Here is a 16,082-nt window from a genome sequence, read left to right on the forward strand (position 1 = left end):
CATTACAGCGCCTGTCCCGCGGCCCAGCCCGACGACCATGCCCACTGAAAATTATAGCCGCCCAGCCAGCCGGTGACGTCCAGCGCTTCACCGATGATGAACAGGCCCGGACAGAGCTGACTTTCCATGGTTTGCGATGACACTTGCGCCGTATCGACACCCCCCACGGTCACCTCGGCGGTGCGGTAGCCTTCGGTGCCGTCGGGGATCAGCACCCACGGCTGCATCAGGGCCGTCAGCGCGCTTAAGCGCTTGTCCGAAAGGTCGGCAATGCGGGTCTCAGGGGCGATGATCGTCGCCTCCAGAATGCGCTCGCTGAGGCGTGCCGGCACAAGGTCAGGCAGGACATTGCCGATATGCTGACGCGGCGTGGATTGGCGGCGCTCTTTCAAAACCGCCATGGCGTCGGTGCCGGGCAGGAGGTCGATTTCCACTGTCTGTCCCGGCGTCCAGAAGGAGGAAATCTGCAACATGGCTGGCCCCGACAGGCCGCGATGAGTAAACAGGAAACCATCCTCAAACACCGTCTTGCCGATGCGTGCGCGCGCCTGAAGAGAGACGCCGGAAAGCCCTGAAATATAATCGAGTTTTTGCCCGCCGAGTGTAAAGGGCACGAGGCCCGCACGCGGGGCAATCAGCCCGTGCCCGAAGCGCTGCGCCACCTCATAGGCAAAGCCCGTCGCGCCCATCTTGGGGATGGACAGCCCGCCGGTGGCCAGCACCAGTTTTGTCGTCTCGATCACGCCGTCAGGCAGGGACAGACGAAACCCCTGAGGGGTCTTGTCGATCCCCTGCACCGGGCTTTGCAGCCACAGTTCGCCACCGTTGGCGCGCAGATCACCCAGCAGCATGTCGATAATGTCCCTGGCCGAGTTGTCGCAGAACAACTGACCTTCGGTCTTGTGATGATAGGGGATGTGGTGCGCGATGACGCGGTCAAGAAAATCCCACGGTCCGAAGCGTTTCAGCGCCGATTTGCAGAAGTGCGGGTTTTGCGACAGGTAGTGTTTGGGCGCGGCCTCAAGGTGCGTAAAGTTGCAGCGTCCGCCACCGGAAATGCGGATCTTCTCCGCCGGGGCGCGCGCATGGTCGATGACGACCACCTTGCGGCCGCGCTTCGCCGCTTCAATGCCGCACATCAATCCGGCGGCACCGGCCCCGATTATGACCGCATCAAAGCTACGCATGGACTTATCCCGAAAAATTTACCGCGACCTGACGCTTGGTCACGCTTGTGTCTGAAAAAATTGCCGTTAAGGTCAAGCCTGACGGCGTCAACTCAAGCGCCTTACACACACTCAGAGGAAATGACCATGTCCGATCTGGCCGCCATTACGCAAAAAATCACCGCCGCCGTGGGCGAAAACTCCGGTCTGGGCAAGATCGTCAAGCTCGACTTCGGTGACGACGGCAAGATTCTGATCAATGCCGCCAATGTGCCGAACGTCGTCTCCAACGAAGACGGCCCCGCCGATACCACGGTCGTCGTCTCCATCGACAACCTCAAGGCGCTGGCGCAGGGTCAGCTCGATCCGATGATGGCCTTCATGCAGGGCAAGCTGAAGATCATCGGCGACATGGGCATTGCCCAGAAACTGGTGCCGCTGCTGAAAGGCTAAACCGTGAAAGCCCCGTTTCAAAACGGGGCTTTTCTATTACCCTGGACCTGACCGATTGGGGGCCGACTGCGCGATCACGCGGTCGCCGACGAAGGGATTGTGCGCGCGTTCCGCTGCGAAACTTGACATCGGGCCGTGGCCGCAGACGAACTGCACATCTCCCAGCGGCCACAGGCGCGTAGTGATGGCATTGATCAGGTCGGCATGGTTGCCGCGCGGAAAGTCGGTACGCCCGATCGAGCCGCGGAACAGAATGTCTCCTACCTGAGCGAACTGGCTTTCGGGGTGGTAGAAGATGACATGGCCGGGCGTATGGCCGGGGCAGTGGATCACCTGCCATTCGGTTTCGCCCAAAGTCACCGTGTCACCGTGCGTGAGCCAGCGCGTCGGCTCGAAACTGCGGGCGTCATAAATGCCCCAGCGTTTGGCGTCTTCCGGGATGCGCTCGATCCAGAAGCGGTCGTCTTCGTGCGGGCCTTCGATGGGCGCGCCCGTCGCCTCGTGCAGGGCCTGCGTCCCGCCCGCGTGGTCGGCATGGCCGTGCGTCACCCAGATTTTTTCGACCGTCAGGCCGCGCCGCTTTATTTCAGCCAGCACCGGCTCGATATCGCCGCCAGGGTCGATCACGGCGGCCTTATGGGTCTTCGTGCACCAGACGACGGTGCAGTTCTGCTGAAGCGGCGTGACGGGGGCGACAAACAGGCGGATAGGGGGTTCGGCGGTCATGAGGGTCCGGAGGAATTGGGATCACGCACTGTGGCACTTCGTGACAGAATGGTTAAGCCTGTGGCGTGAACTTGGTTGCAGAGTGAACTTTTGCATTATAGGCTCAAAACCTTCGGCTCCGCATCAACGGATGTCAGTAAAAAAGATAGGGGGGTCTGGATAATCCTCAACGGATTGTCCCGACCAGATCAGAGTTCATCAAAGGGTGACAAATGAACACTTGGCGCATTAAGCCACTGGATGCGATCCTAGCGACCGCAGAAAAGAAGTCTCTGCATCGCTCGCTGGGCGCTTTCCAGCTCACCATGCTGGGTATCGGGGCCATCATTGGGACCGGTATTTTCGTTTTGACCGCAGCGGCGGCTCAAAAGGCCGGACCGGGGATGATGATTTCCTTCATCGTGGCCGGTTTTGTCTGTGCGGTGGCCGCGCTTTGCTATTCTGAACTGGCCTCGATGGTGCCGGTATCGGGTTCGGCCTACACCTACACCTATGCGGTGATGGGCGAATTGCTGGCCTGGATGGTCGGTTGGGCCCTCATTCTCGAATATGCGGTGGCCGCGTCGGCCGTCTGTGTCGGCTGGTCCGGCTATATTATGGGGCTGATCGAACACGCGACGGGATTTGCTTTGCCGGAACTTCTCAGTAACGGGCCGGCTTGGTCGATGAACGGCTATATACCGGTTGCTGATTTCAGCCACGGTATTGTCAACCTGCCCGCCATTATCGTGGCGGCGGCTGTGACTTGGCTGCTGGTCATGGGGACGTCGGAAAGCGCCATGGTCAATGCCATTCTGGTGGTGATCAAGGTGACGGCGCTGACGGCCTTTATCGTTCTTAGCCTGCCGCTGCTCAAAGGCGAAAACTTCACGCCCCTGATGCCGACGGGCCTGTTCGGTCATGACGGTCTGGGGGTCATAGGGGCCGCCGCCTCGATCTTCTTCGCTTATGTCGGCTTTGATGCGGTTTCGACCGCCGCCGAAGAGACCAAGAACCCGCAGCGCAATGTGCCCATCGGCCTGATCGGCTCGCTGGCCATCTGCACCATCTTCTACCTCCTGGTCGCCGCCGGCGTGATCGGCACGGTCGGGGCTCAGCCTCTGCGTGACGCCGCCGGTGTTGTTCTGTCGCCCGATTCGGCGGCGTTTGCGGCCCACTGTAAGGAGCTGGCGGCAGCGGGTAATGCGCCCATCGTCTGCTCGCGCGAAGCTCTCGCCGAAGTCCTGCGCATCAATGGCTTTGATCAGGTCGGCAATCTGGTCGGTCTGGCGGCCTCCATTGCTCTGCCCTCGGTCATCCTGATGATGATCTATGGCCAGACGCGCATCTTCTTCGTCATGGCCCGCGACGGGCTGCTGCCGGAAAAGCTGGCCGATGTGCACCCGAAGTGGAAGACACCGTGGAGGGTCACCATCTTTACCGGTATCTTCGTTGCCATTGCCGCTGCCTTCTTCCCGGTCGGCCAACTGGCGGATATTTCCAATTCCGGTACGCTATTTGCCTTCTTCATGGTGGGGATTGCCGTTCTGGTGCTGCGTAAGACCGACCCGGATCGTCGCCGTCCGTTTAAGACGCCGCTGGTGTGGATCGTCGCGCCTCTGGCCATTGCCGGTACGCTGGGCCTCTATCTCAACTTGCCGCTGGTAGCCAAGCTGGTCCTGCCCATCTGGGGTGCCATCGGTCTGGTCATTTATTTTGCCTATAGCCGTAGCCACTCACACGTTGGCAAGGGCCTGATTGAGGTGCATGAAGATGATTCGGACGTGCCCCCCAGCTCAGTGCCGCCGATCAGCTAAGCCTTGATTGCTGACAGGCATAGGTTACAGAGAACGCCTCGGCTTTAGAGCCGGGGCGTTTTTTGTCGGAACAGACCGTGCTGCCCATTGAAGAGATTTTTGCGCCGCTGAGGGCCTTTCTGGCTGAGCGCACGACCGCCATCCTGATCGCGCCGCCGGGGGCGGGCAAGACGACGGGCGTGCCTCTGGCCCTGCTCGATGAGGCGTGGCTGGCTGGGCAAAAGATCGTCATGCTTGAGCCGCGCCGGCTGGCAGCGCGGGCGGCGGCCATGCGCATGGCCGAGGTCTTAAGCGAACCCGTGGGCCAGACGGTCGGCTACCGCGTGCGTGGCGACAGCCGGGTGTCGAAACAGACGCGCATCGAAGTCGTCACCGAAGGGGTGTTTTCGCGGCTGATCGTCGATGATCCGGCGCTGGACGGCATTGGCTGCGTCATTTTCGATGAATTTCACGAACGCAGCCTCGACGCCGATCTGGGGCTGGCCTTCGCCCGCGACAGCCAGAGCGTCCTGCGTGACGATCTGCGCCTGCTTGTCATGTCGGCGACACTGGACGGTGAGCGCGTGCGGGGCGTCCTGCCCGATGCCGAGGTGTTTCATTCTCTGGGCCGCGCTTTTCCGGTGACCACCCACTATACCGGCCGCGATCAGACGCTGCGGCTGGAAGAGGATGTGGCGAAGGTCGTGGCACGTGTCGCGGCCAGGCTGACGCCGGAACGCGCCGAGACGATGCTGGTCTTCCTGCCGGGGCAGGGCGAAATCCACCGCGTGACGACCCTGCTGGCTGAAAAGGGCCTGCCGTCGGCCATCGAGGTGCACAAACTCTATGGCGCGATGGAGGCCAGGGATCAGACGCGGGTACTGGCCAAAAACGCCCCCGGCACGCCGCGCATCGTGCTGGCCACGGCCATTGCCGAAACCTCGCTGACGCTCGACAAGGTGTCGATGGTGGTCGATAGCGGCGTGGCACGGCTGGGGCGCTTCGATGCGGCGCGCGGCGTGGTGCGTATGGTGACCGAGCGCGTGTCGAAGGCCGCCGCCGATCAGCGACGCGGGCGGGCCGGGCGGACGCAGGCGGGCGACTGCTACCGCCTGTGGGACGAAGAAAACGACCGGTCGCTGATCCCCTTTGCGCGGCCGGAAATCCTCGATACCGACCTGTCGCGGCTGGTACTCGACCTGCGCCTGTGGGGCGCAAAATCGACGGAGGGGCTGGCCCTGCTCGACCACCCGCCGAGGGCCGCTTTGCAGGAAGCCGAGAAGTTATTGCGCGGGCTGGACATTCTTGATGCGAAGGGAGAGGTGACGCCACATGGTCGGCTGGTCGGGCGGCTGCCCATGTCGCCGCGTCTGGGGCACATGCTGCTGCTGGCGGCGCGCGATGGCCTGAGCGATCAGGGGGCGGCGCTGGCCGTGCTGTTGTCGGAAAACGGTCTGGGGGGCAAGGCGACCGATCTCGACCTGCGGCTGGAGGGCCTGTCGAAGGAGCGTTCGCACAAGGTGACGCAGGCGCGGCAACTGGCGCAGACCTGGGCGCGGCTGGCCGGGCAACTGGTGCGTGATCTGCCGAAGGACGCACTGTCAGCGCAAACCCCCGTCAAATCGGTCCATGCCCTGCTGGCCGAATGTTTCCCGGAGCGTGTGGCCAAGGCGAGGGGGAAGGCCGGAGAATTTGTCATGGCCAACGGGCGCGGCATCTATGTCGATGAACATGATCCGCTGGCGCGCGCGGCCTATGTGGCGGTGGGTGATCTGGGCGGCGGGGCCGGACGCGACCGCGTGCTGCTGGGGGCGGCCCTGAGCGAGGCCGCGGTGTTGACCCTGTTTGCCGATCGGCTCGAAAAGCGCACTGTGCTGGAGCGCGTCAATGGCCGCTATCGCGCGCTGGCGCAGGTGCGGTTCGGTGAACTGATCCTGTCGAGCCAGCCCCTGCCGTCCGTGCCGCCGGAATTACTGATTGAGGTTGAGGCTGAGGAAATCCGCACCAAGGGGCTGAAAGTCCTCAAATTTTCCGAAAATGCCGAAAGTCTGCGTGCGCGCGTCAATTTTCTGCACGCACAGGACCCCACCTGGCCCGATATGTCGGATGAGGCCCTCCTGAGCGGTCTGGCCGACTGGCTGGGGCCCTACGCGGCGGGGCGGCCACTGCTGTCGCTGAACGCCAGCGACGTATCTCAGGCCCTGCTGGGGCGGCTCGATTACGAGCAGCAACGCGCGCTCGATGCACTGGCCCCCGAACACTGGCGGATGCCGACAGGGTCGAATATCCGCATCGACTATGGGGCCGAAGGCGGGCCGCGGCTGGAGGTGCGGGTGCAGGAGCTTTATGGCGTGACGCAGCACCCTGTCGTCGGGCCGCAGCGCACGCCGCTGACGCTGGCCCTGTTGTCGCCAGCGCATCGGCCCATCCAGATTACGAAAAACCTGCCCGCCTTCTGGGACGGCTCATGGGCGGAGGTGCGCAGCGATATGAAGGGCCGCTATCCGCGTCACGTCTGGCCGGAAAACCCGCGCGATGCCGACCCCACGACGCGGGCCAAGCCGCGCGGCACGTAAAACCATCCTCTCACACCTCACGTATAAGCCACAGGAGTTGCCATGATCACCGTCCATCACCTGAATAATTCGCGTTCGCAGCGCGTGCTGTGGCTTCTGGAAGAACTGGGGCTCGACTACGAGATCGTGCGCTATCAGCGCGATCCCGACATGTTCGCGCCGCCCGAACTGAAGGCCATCCATCCGCTGGGCAAGTCGCCGGTTATCACGGATAACGGCCTGACCATCGCTGAAACGGGTGCGATTGTGGACTATATTCTGGAAACCTATGCGCAAGGGCGTCTGGTACCCGCAGACCCCAAGGCGCGGCTTCTGATGCGCTACTGGCTGCACTATGCCGAAGGGTCGGCCATGCCGCTTTTGCTGCTGAAACTGATCACCAGCCAGCTTCCGGCCAGGGTGCCGGGGCTGATCCGCCCGATCGCGCGTCAGATCGCCAAGGGGCTTGAGGCCAAGATGGTCACGCCGGGCCTGAAGACGCATCTGGCCTTCTGGGAGGTGTCGCTGAAAGACACCGGCTGGTTTGCGGGCAACGCCTTAAGCGCCGCCGACATCATGATGAGCTTCCCGGTCGAGGCGGCAGTGAGCCGCGCCGGGGCGGGGCAGAGCGCGCTGTTGCGGGGCTTCGTCGAACGTATCCACGCCCGCGAAGCCTATCAACGCGCCCTGTCCCGTGGCGGGCCTTACGACTACGCCTGAGTCTTGGTCGTGGTCGTCTTGGTCTCGTGGTTGTGGATGGGCTTCGACTGATCGTCCTTGACGATGACGACGCAGCCCGACAGGCTGGCGGCGAGGACGGTGAGGGCGGCCACTTTGAGCATAAGCGATTTCATATCTGATCTTTCTGGGTAAGGGGAGGAAGGAACGGCGGTTTATCCGCGCGATTTGAGGGTGAGGGCACCTTTGGGTTGCAGGCTGCCGTTGGCGTCGGCCTTCCCTTCCAGATACATCAGGCATCCGGAGAGCGTCACGGCCACAGCCGCTACCGCCAGAAGTTTCAAGGTCAGTTTCATTGGTGTTGATCCCGTTAGTGATACAGGGGACCAAGCACCCAGCCCAAGCCCCACCTAAGGCATACTGCCCTGAATCTGAACGCAAACTGAATGACAAATATGTAATGAAACCCGTCGGTTCGATAGACAGGCTCATACCAACAGCGATTGATTTGACTCGATCGCTGTTGGCAAGGGCGACTGCCCGCCCGAGCCTATGCGAGGAGCCATGCGGCGCTTGAGCTGAAAACATGCTTATACCAACGGTCCTTCTTATGACCGTTGGTATAAGAGGTGACCTACAGGCCGCAGGCGGCGTAGATCATGATGCCGGTGGCCACCGACAGATTGAGGCTGTCGGCGCGCCCCCGCATCGGGATCTTAACGTGCAGATCGCAGGTATCGGCAATTTCCGGCGTCAGGCCCGACTGTTCGGTGCCCATAAGCAAAAGTGTCGGGCGCTTGTACGGCGCGCTGCGGTGATCGTGTTTGGCCGTCAGCAGCGTGCCGACGACCGAGCCCGTCCAGCGGCCGCGATCGGCGATAAATTCCTCGCGCGTGCATTTGACGATGGGCAGGGCGAAGATCGAACCCATGGTGGCGCGCACGGTTTCGACGCTGAACGGATCAACGCAGTCCCCGATCAGGATGACGCCGCCGATGGCTGCGGCGTCAGCCGTGCGGATGATGGTCCCCAGATTGCCGGGATCACGCACCTGCTCCAGCGCCACCCATACCTCATGGCTGTCCGGGTCGATCTCTGACAAACGCCGGATGCGCTGAGCAAAGACCGCCAGCACCATCTGCGGGTTTTCCTTGCGCGAGATTTTTTCGAGAATGTCGCGTGTGACCTCCAGCACCTGACCGCGGGCTTTCAACGTCTCGTCAATGGCGCGCTGGAGCAGCGGGTGGTGATCAGCGTCCTTGCCATAGATCAGGATTTGCGGCGCGATCCCCTGATCCAGCGCGTCGATAATGATCTTCAGGCCCTCGGCCAAAAACTGCTTCGTGGCCTCGCGCTCCTTGCGCATGTGCAGGGCGCGGATGTCCTTGATCGTCTGGTTGGTGAGGGATGTAATCTGCTTTATCGACATGGGCTTAGACCGGGTCCTTCATCCAGCGCGCAAAGAAGGACATGCCGAATTCACGCGGGGCGACGTCGGACGGCCTTGCGCCCTTCGGCGTCTTCGGATCTTCGCACAGGGTCAGTTCGCCATAGTCGATACGGCCGGGACGCTGGCCAATGGTTTCGGCCATCAGATGCGCCAGGGCCGGGCCTGAGACGCGCGCCGCATAGGCGTTGAGCAGGAAGAAGGCCGCGTCATCTGACAGAAGCTGTGCGCACAGGTCCAGCAGTTCGGGCAGGTCTTCGAACAGCCGCCACACCTCGCCGGTCGGGCCTCGCCCGTATTTCGGCGGATCGAGGATGATGCCTTCGTATTTCGAACCGCGCTTGACTTCGCGCTGCACGTATTTGCGGGCGTCTTCGACGATCCAGCGGATGGGGGCGTCCTCCATGCCAGACAGGGCGGCATTGTCGCGGGCATAGGCGACGGACTTTTTGGAGGCATCGACGTGGGTGACGCGCGCCCCGGCGGCGGCGCAGACAAGGCTGGCCACGCCGGTATAGCCAAACAGGTTGAGGACGCGCGGCTGATCCTTGCACGCTTCGATGGCGGTCTTCTGCCACGCCCAGTTGGCGGCCTGTTCCGGGAAGAAGGCCAGGTGACGGAAGGCAGTGAAGCGTCCGTAGAATTTGACGCGGTCATAGCCCAGGGCCCATTGCTCGTCCGGGCGGCGGCGGAAGGACCAGCGGCCGCCATCCTCATCCTCGTTTTCGGCGTCGAAAACCGCGTCGGCCTTGTCCCACAGCTCTGGATATTTCGGCGACCACCAGCATTGCGGCTCTGGCCGGATGACCAGATAGTCGCCATAGCGTTCGAGTTTCAGCCCCTTGCCGGAGTCAATCAGGGCATAGTCGCGCCACGGCTGGGTGCGCAGGGTCAGGGGCGTCGGGCTGATGTCGGTCATGCGCTGGCCATACCGCCCGCCGCCGTCCGCGTCAAATCTTCCTGTTAAGTCTATGAGGCCGGGGCAGGTGCGGGTTCGGTCGGAACGTGTTCTGTCTTGTCCCAGTGGAAAGGCCGAACGACAAGCTGATAAAGCGCGAACAGCGCACCGAAGGATTGCAGGCCCCAATAGACAGGAAGCCCCAGACGGTCCCACAGGCTGAGTTTCAAACCGGCGCGGCGGGCTCCGGTATCGAGCGCGATTTGCGCAAAGCCCAGCCCGCACACCAGAAGGATCAGATCGGGCAAGCCTATGCCACCGAGATCGGGCTGCCACAGGTGCAATAACCCCTGACAGAGCGTCAGAGCCATAAACGGGGCGTAACACAGGGCCGAAAAGACGTTCAAACCCAGACTGAACATCAGGCCAAGGGCGGTCATGACGGGTAAATCGCTAAGGCTGCGGGTGTGCACCAGCAGGGTTTGCATATGGCCCTTGATCCAGCGCGTGCGCTGAGGCAGCCAGGTCCGGGTATCCTCAGGGGGGCTTTCACGGGTCGGGGCCTCAATCAGGCCGCAGCCATAGCCACGCCGCACCAGACGATAGGCCAGGTCGGCGTCTTCGGTGACATTGTGGGCATCCCAGGCCCCAACGGCTTTAAGCGCCGTGCCGCGAAAATGGTTGCTGGTGCCGCCCAGTGGGAAGGTCAGGCCGAAGCGGTGCAGGGCCGGCAGCAGTACGTCGAATTGCACGGCGTATTCGGCGGCGAACTGTCGGGCGATGAAGCCGCGTGACCCGGCGGGCCTCAACGGGGCCTGAAGACAGGCGATGTGTGCGGGCAGGTTGGCAAAAGCGGCGGCCGCTTCGCGCAACTGCGACGGTGCCGGGATGTCCTCGGCATCATAGATGGCCACCAGATCACCGCACGCGCGGTTCAGCGCAAGGTTCAGGGCGCGCGGCTTGGTGCGTGGTGTGCCTCTTTCGACCCGCACAACGCGCATATGGTGGCGATGCGGATGGAGGTCGCGATCCAGAAGCGGCTCAAACGCAATCAGCGTCTCCGCATCGTCGTCTTCGAGAGCAAACAGAATTTCCAGTTTGTGACGTGGATAGTCGAGGGCTTCGAGGGCAGCAATCAACTGCGGCGCGATGGCCGCTTCCTTGTACAGCGCGACAATCACCGTATAGACGGGCAGTTGGCTATCGGTCAGGGGCGGGGCTGTGTGCGGTCTGCGGGGGGTGAGAGACGCGGTCAGTCTCACGGTCGCATTTGTCATGAATAGCGCCCAGCACAGCCCGTAAAGAAATCGCGTCATCGCCTCAAACGCCAGCCACAGACCACTTATCAGCGTCAGGCTTAACATCATCAGCGCTGCCCACTGCCAGACGACCGGGGCTGTTTGCGCTGAAAAACGCGGATCAAGCGCCGCAATGCCTCTTGCGGAATCGGAGACGACGTATAGGTTCGGCCGCGCGCTGTCGGCGAGGGCCGTTTGTTCGACGGCTATGCGTTTAGGTTCCGGCGGCATGTTTCCCCCCATGGCCTCAGGGGTGCAACTTAAGACCGAAAATGATCCTGTGGATAACTAATCTAAGGTGGTAAGCAGGGTGAAAAATATCGCCTTTTGGTTGATTTTTGGCTGGATGGGCCTTTTTGCGTGTGGCGCCGCGGCTAAACCCTTGCGTGTCGTATCTCTGGATATGTGCGCCGATCAGTATGCGCTGGCGCTCCTGCCGTCTGATCGTATCCTCAGCCTGTCGCCACGCGCCCGCCATCAGGACAGTTTTTACCGCGCGCGGGTCGGGGCGATCCCGCTGCGTCGCCCTACGCTGGAGGCGCTGCTGGCGCTAAAACCCGATGCCCTCGTCCGCACCTGGGGTGGCGATGCCCGACTGATCAAGCAGGCACAGGCGCATGGTATTAAAATCATTCAGATCAATGAGATTGCAACCTTCTCTGAGGCAGCCACTGAGGTTGAAAACGTGGCGGCGCAACTGGGCGTACCGCAGGCCGGGGCACGCGAAGCGCAAAACATGGCAGCGGCTCTGGCGCGGGTGCCGATGCCGCAACGCCCGCGCAACGTCCTCTACTATACGCCCTCCGGCTTTTCGGCGGGGGCATCGACCTGGGTGGGGCAGATCATCGGCGCGACGGGCCATCGGCTGGTGGCCTCGCAGCCCTATTTCTACTATCTGTCGCCCGAAGTGTTTTTAAGCGAAAAGGCGGATGTCTATGCGCTCGGCTTTTATGATGATGCCTATGCCATGCGGCGCGCACCGGGGCGGCATCCCCTGGTGCGGGCACGTATCGAGCGGGCGGCGCATGTGACCATCCCCAGCCCGATGCTGGCGTGCAGCGCGTGGTATGTGGCGTTTGGCCTGCCTGAGCTGGCGGAGACAATATCTTGAAAATATGGATCATTCTGGCCCTTTCGGCAGCCCTTTTGCTGGTCCTGCTGATGGGCATGGGCGAAGTGGCCCTAAGCCCCGCCGACTATGCCGAGGCCCTGCGTGCGCCCGGCAGTCTGGCCGGAGACATCCTGTGGCAGATCCGCCTGCCGCGTAATCTGTGTGCCCTGCTGGTCGGGGCCATGCTGGGGGTGGCCGGGGCCGTGGCGCAGGGTTATTTCCGCAACCCGCTGGCCGAACCCGGTCTGATGGGCGTGTCGGGCGGAGCCGGTCTGGGGGCCGCGATCGCCATCGTGCTGGGGCTGGGTCTGATGCCCGGCGCAGTCGAAGGGTTTGCTCTGTTGTTCGCCGGCGGTGTGTCGCTGATTATTCTGGCCTTTGTCAGCCGCTTTCCGGACCGGCAGGCCCTGATCCTTCTGGGGGTCGGCTTGTCGAGCTTAACCGGCGCGCTGATGGCGCTGGTCTTTAACCTCTCCCCCTCTCCGGTAACGACCGCCGAAATTCTCGGCTGGATGATGGGGTCGGTCGAAAACCGAAGCTGGACGGATGCGGCCATGGCGGCGGGGGGGCTTCTGCTGGCGGCGCTTATGCTGTGGCGGGTGGGGCCGGGGCTGCGGCTGCTGACGCTCGGCGAAGACACGGCGCGCTCTCAGGGCGTCGATCTGCGCCAACTGGCGGCGCTGTCGGTTGTCGCCATCAGTGTGCTGGCCGGATTGGCCGTCGCGGTATCGGGGGTGATCGGCTTTGTCGGGCTGGCCGCGCCGCATCTGGTGCGCGGTCTGGGCGTGCGCGACCCCTATCGGCTGATTGCGCCCTCCGGACTGGCGGGCGGGGTCATGGTGCTGCTGGCCGATGGCGCGGTGCGCCTGTTGCCGACCTCGACGGATATTCGACTGGGGGTGCTCACCTCGCTGATCGGCGCGCCCCTGTTTGCGCTTCTGGCGTGGAAAAGCGCGAAGGAATGGGTGCAGGGATGATTGAAACACAAAATCTCAGCGTCCGTCTGGCGCACACCGAAGCCGTCCGAGACGTATCCCTGCGCTTTGAGCCGGGACGCTTTTACGGGCTGGTCGGGCCGAACGGGTCGGGGAAGACGACGCTCCTGCGGGCACTGGCGGGGTTGGTGGCTCCGTCGGCGGGGGAGGTTCAGATCGACGATCGCGCTTTGTCGTCGCTGTCCCTGTCCGGACGCGCGGCACGGATTGGCTACCTGCCGCAGACGCGCAGCATAAGCTGGGACCTGACGGTGCGCGAGATTGTGCAACTTGGGGCGCAGCGGTTTCGCGATGCCGAGGCGCGTGCCGACGCGGCTCTGAATGAGGTCGGTTTAAGCGCAGTGGCGCATCGGCGGGTCTTTTCGCTGTCCGGCGGCCAGACGGCGCGGGTGCTGCTGGCACGGCTTCTGGCGACGGCCTGCCCAATTCTGCTGCTTGATGAACCCCTGACGGCGCTCGATCCGGCGTGGCAGCGTCAGGGGCTGGGCGTACTGAAGGCCGCCGCGGCGCGCGGCCACGTGGTGATCGCCAGCCTGCACGATCTGGGGCTGGCGGCGGCCTTCTGCGATTCGGTGTACGTTATGCACGATGGGCGCGTGGCGGGTTTTGGCACGCCCGAACAGGTTTTCACACCGCCCTTGCTGGCTGAGGTCTTCCACCTGAACGGTGGGTTCCGCGCAAGTGATGACGGCCCGGCCCTGCACCTTGCGGCGCATCCGGTCAGTTCCCTGACGTCGCTTTCAGATCATTATAGTTGACCGGGCCGGTCGGCAGGCTGCCCGTATCTTCGCTGTCGCCCGTTTGCGACGTGTAGGCGATGATCATGCCGCGTTTCAGGTCGGCCATCGGCGTCAGGGGCGCGGTGCCGCCATTGAGGCGGGCGCGGTAGACGGCGTTGTTTTCCATCACGCGCATCATGTAGTTGCGCGTCTCGGTAAAGGGGGCGCACTCGATAAAGGCGATGGGGTCGGCTGTTTCGCCGCGCGGATCGCCGCAGTCGATGATCCATTGTGGCGGGCGGTTCGGCCCGGCATTGTAGCCGGCGGCGGCCATGACGTAGGACCCGCCGAAGCGATCCACCAGTTCACCGAGGTGATAGGCCCCCAACTGCATATTGTAGTCGGGATCGTACAGCATCGAGTCGGAATAGGTCAGCGACATGCGCCGAGCCACGCCCTTTGCGGTCGGGGGGATAAGCTGCATCATGCCGCGCGCATTGGCACCCGAGCGCACCATCGGGTCAAAGCCTGATTCCTGACGCGTGATGGCCAGTACGAAAGACCCTTCGGGCGATTTGACGGCGGGCAGGGCGCGCAGCGGATAGGCGCGTTCGGGCAGGTAGAAGCCGCGTTGCTGAGAGACTCGCGCCACGCGCATGGCCAGATCCTGCGTCCCATAGGTCCCGGCCAGATCGACCAGCAGGGCTTGTTCTTCTGCCGATGGCAGAACGTCGTCCAGCGCCAGAATCAGGGCGTTGAACAGGTCGCGCTCGCCCGTTTGTCCCAGAATCTTTGCAGCCTTAACCATGTCGCGGTTCTCAAAACGCGCCCGGTCAGCAGCGGTCGGCACGGGGTCTTTATCGAGTGTGATCGACTTTACACCCGCCTTTTCGGCGGCCAGTTGTCCGTAGAAGGCGTAGATGAACTGACCGCCTTCGACGAAATGGGCCCTGGCCTTTTCGGCGTCACCGGCGTGCGCTCGGGCCTCATAGGCGCGACCCAGCCAGTAATGGGCGCGGCTGCGGGTAATGGGCGAGGTGCCGGCTTCGCGGACCTTTTCAAAATGCGGCAGGGCCAGATCGGGGCGATTGAGGCGAATGAGCGCCGTCCACCCGGCGAAGAACTCGCCCTCGGCCTTCTTTTCGCCGTTAGGGAAACCGCCGCCGTTCATGGCCTCATAGGCCGCCTGATAGTTGCGGGCCTTGAGCGCGGCACGGAAATAGGAGAGGCGTTCGACCCACAGATTGCCCATGGCGGCGTCCGAAGCCGGGGCAGGAGGCAGGTCGGCCAGCAGGCCAAAGCCCAGTGTCTCAAGCTTGGCGCGACGCAGCGAACGCAGGCGCTCATAGGCCAGAACCGGGTTGCGCGGGCTGACGGCCAGCGCCTGCTCGTACAGGGTGACACCCGCCGCCGAACCGGAGCGCAGGGCCATAGCGGCCGTGGCCACCTTGCGGCTGGTCTCATCAACCAGCGGCAGCATGGCATTGGTGGCCGGGCCTTGCGTGCCCAGCAGCAGGGTGGTGAGGCGCGCCTTATGGTCCTCTGTCGTCAGATAGCGTCCGAAGCTGGCCTGAAAGCGCGACTGATCGGTCGCGTCAAAGGCCTGATCGCGCCACCACGACCGCGCCAGTGCTGAGGCTTCGGTTGTCTGACCCACGCGCTCATAGGCGCTGATCAGGGCCATGGCCCCATCGACCGACAGGGGCGGCGCGCCCTTGAACCAGTCTATGGTCTGCTGCGGCGTCAGACTTCCGTTCCCGATCTGCTTTTCGGCGGCTAACTGGCGCTTCTGCTCGCGCGGCCAGCCCCACAGATCGCGGCGTGCGCCATCGAGCGCGGCAAATCCATAGATGTCGCCATCATTATTGATAACGGCCCACTGCACGATCTTGCGCGCCACCGGATCGCTTAAGCTGCCGCGCAGCGACTCAGCCAGAGCGAAATTCTTGCTGCGCGCCGCCTCCAGCGCCTGTTTCAGCGTGGCGCGGTCGGCTTCGGTGATAAGCCCCGCCTGATAGGGACGGGGGGCCGATGTCGTATCCTGCGCCAGAACGGGAGACAGGGCTGTCCCCGCCGTCAGTGCAATCAGGGCCGCTCCGCTCATCCAGCGGCACCACGATGTTACCGAGCGCGCATTGAATGTCCGAAAAGCCTTGATCATCACAAATTCCTTAAGCGTAGGCGGGCGGTCACAATGGCCGTATAAGAGGGCACAATTATGTGTCCGGTTTTTGTACCGTGATTTTCGCGGTGCGGTGGTC

The 16,082-nt window shown here is 63.1% G+C and carries 15 protein-coding genes; 7 read left to right on the forward strand and 8 right to left on the reverse strand.

Annotation, left to right across the window (positions count from 1 at the left end; genetic code table 11):
• Positions 1–2 precede the first annotated feature (2 nt).
• On the reverse strand, positions 3–1,187 hold the full coding sequence (locus Q0072_RS17275) for an NAD(P)/FAD-dependent oxidoreductase (RefSeq protein WP_298332781.1): 1,185 nt from the start codon (positions 1,185–1,187) through the stop codon (positions 3–5).
• A gap of 126 nt (positions 1,188–1,313) precedes the next feature.
• On the opposite strand from Q0072_RS17275, the gene Q0072_RS17280 reads away from it, so the two are divergent.
• Entirely contained in the window at positions 1,314–1,619 is a 306-nt protein-coding gene (locus Q0072_RS17280) for an SCP2 sterol-binding domain-containing protein (protein ID WP_013480446.1), read from the forward strand.
• 36 nt (positions 1,620–1,655) lie between these two features.
• On the opposite strand, the gene Q0072_RS17285 is transcribed toward Q0072_RS17280, so the two are convergent.
• Positions 1,656–2,345 (reverse strand): MBL fold metallo-hydrolase, encoded by a 690-nt coding sequence (locus Q0072_RS17285; protein WP_298332783.1) that lies wholly within the window; start codon positions 2,343–2,345, stop codon positions 1,656–1,658.
• Positions 2,346–2,557: 212 nt separating this feature from the next.
• Between Q0072_RS17285 and Q0072_RS17290 the strand changes: the two genes are divergently transcribed.
• The 3 genes from Q0072_RS17290 (at position 2,558) to Q0072_RS17300 (ending at position 7,395) form a co-directional block, all read left to right on the forward strand.
• Entirely contained in the window at positions 2,558–4,141 is a 1,584-nt protein-coding gene (locus Q0072_RS17290; protein ID WP_298332785.1) for an amino acid permease, read from the forward strand.
• 77 nt (positions 4,142–4,218) lie between these two features.
• Positions 4,219–6,696: an ATP-dependent helicase HrpB gene (hrpB, locus tag Q0072_RS17295; RefSeq protein WP_298332879.1), complete on the forward strand. Its 2,478-nt coding sequence runs from the start codon at positions 4,219–4,221 to the stop codon at positions 6,694–6,696.
• Positions 6,697–6,738: 42 nt separating this feature from the next.
• A complete protein-coding gene (locus Q0072_RS17300) occupies positions 6,739–7,395 on the forward strand; it encodes a glutathione S-transferase (protein WP_298332787.1) in 657 nt (218 codons plus the stop codon).
• Here the strand turns inward: Q0072_RS17300 and Q0072_RS17305 are convergent.
• From Q0072_RS17305 to Q0072_RS17325, 5 genes are all read right to left on the reverse strand, one after another.
• Entirely contained in the window at positions 7,386–7,529 is a 144-nt protein-coding gene (locus tag Q0072_RS17305) for a hypothetical protein (RefSeq protein WP_013480441.1), read from the reverse strand. The genes Q0072_RS17300 and Q0072_RS17305 overlap by 10 nt on opposite strands.
• Positions 7,530–7,568: 39 nt before the next feature.
• Positions 7,569–7,709, reverse strand: a complete 141-nt coding sequence (locus Q0072_RS17310) for a hypothetical protein (protein ID WP_298332791.1) — start codon at positions 7,707–7,709, stop codon at positions 7,569–7,571.
• A 278-nt stretch (positions 7,710–7,987) separates the two neighbouring features.
• Complete coding sequence (locus Q0072_RS17315; RefSeq protein ID WP_126423859.1) at positions 7,988–8,782, reverse strand: RNA methyltransferase; 795 nt, start codon at positions 8,780–8,782, stop codon at positions 7,988–7,990.
• A gap of 4 nt (positions 8,783–8,786) precedes the next feature.
• Complete coding sequence (locus Q0072_RS17320; protein WP_298332793.1) at positions 8,787–9,719, reverse strand: class I SAM-dependent methyltransferase; 933 nt, start codon at positions 9,717–9,719, stop codon at positions 8,787–8,789.
• A gap of 50 nt (positions 9,720–9,769) precedes the next feature.
• Positions 9,770–11,227, reverse strand: coding sequence for a glycosyltransferase family 2 protein (locus tag Q0072_RS17325; RefSeq protein ID WP_298332795.1), 1,458 nt, complete (start codon positions 11,225–11,227; stop codon positions 9,770–9,772).
• A gap of 151 nt (positions 11,228–11,378) precedes the next feature.
• Here Q0072_RS17325 and Q0072_RS17330 point away from each other — a divergent pair, with 151 nt between their 5' ends.
• The 3 genes from Q0072_RS17330 to Q0072_RS17340 are packed head-to-tail and all read left to right on the forward strand — an operon-like array spanning position 11,379 to position 13,860.
• Positions 11,379–12,107 carry an iron ABC transporter substrate-binding protein gene (locus tag Q0072_RS17330; RefSeq protein WP_298332797.1) on the forward strand — a complete coding sequence of 243 codons (729 nt, stop codon included), beginning with the start codon at positions 11,379–11,381 and terminating at the stop codon, positions 12,105–12,107.
• Positions 12,104–13,084, forward strand: a complete 981-nt coding sequence (locus Q0072_RS17335; protein WP_298332799.1) for an iron ABC transporter permease — start codon at positions 12,104–12,106, stop codon at positions 13,082–13,084. Before Q0072_RS17330 ends, Q0072_RS17335 begins: the two co-directional genes overlap by 4 nt.
• Positions 13,081–13,860 (forward strand): ABC transporter ATP-binding protein, encoded by a 780-nt coding sequence (locus Q0072_RS17340; protein ID WP_298332801.1) that lies wholly within the window; start codon positions 13,081–13,083, stop codon positions 13,858–13,860. The genes Q0072_RS17335 and Q0072_RS17340 overlap by 4 nt, the downstream gene beginning before the upstream one ends.
• Here the strand turns inward: Q0072_RS17340 and Q0072_RS17345 are convergent.
• Entirely contained in the window at positions 13,823–15,982 is a 2,160-nt protein-coding gene (locus Q0072_RS17345) for a lytic transglycosylase domain-containing protein (protein WP_298332803.1), read from the reverse strand. The two genes, Q0072_RS17340 and Q0072_RS17345, sit on opposite strands and share 38 nt — an antisense overlap.
• Positions 15,983–16,082: the final 100 nt, after the last annotated feature.

This window comes from Asticcacaulis sp. (genome assembly GCF_027484505.1).
Lineage (GTDB): Bacteria > Pseudomonadota > Alphaproteobacteria > Caulobacterales > Caulobacteraceae > Asticcacaulis.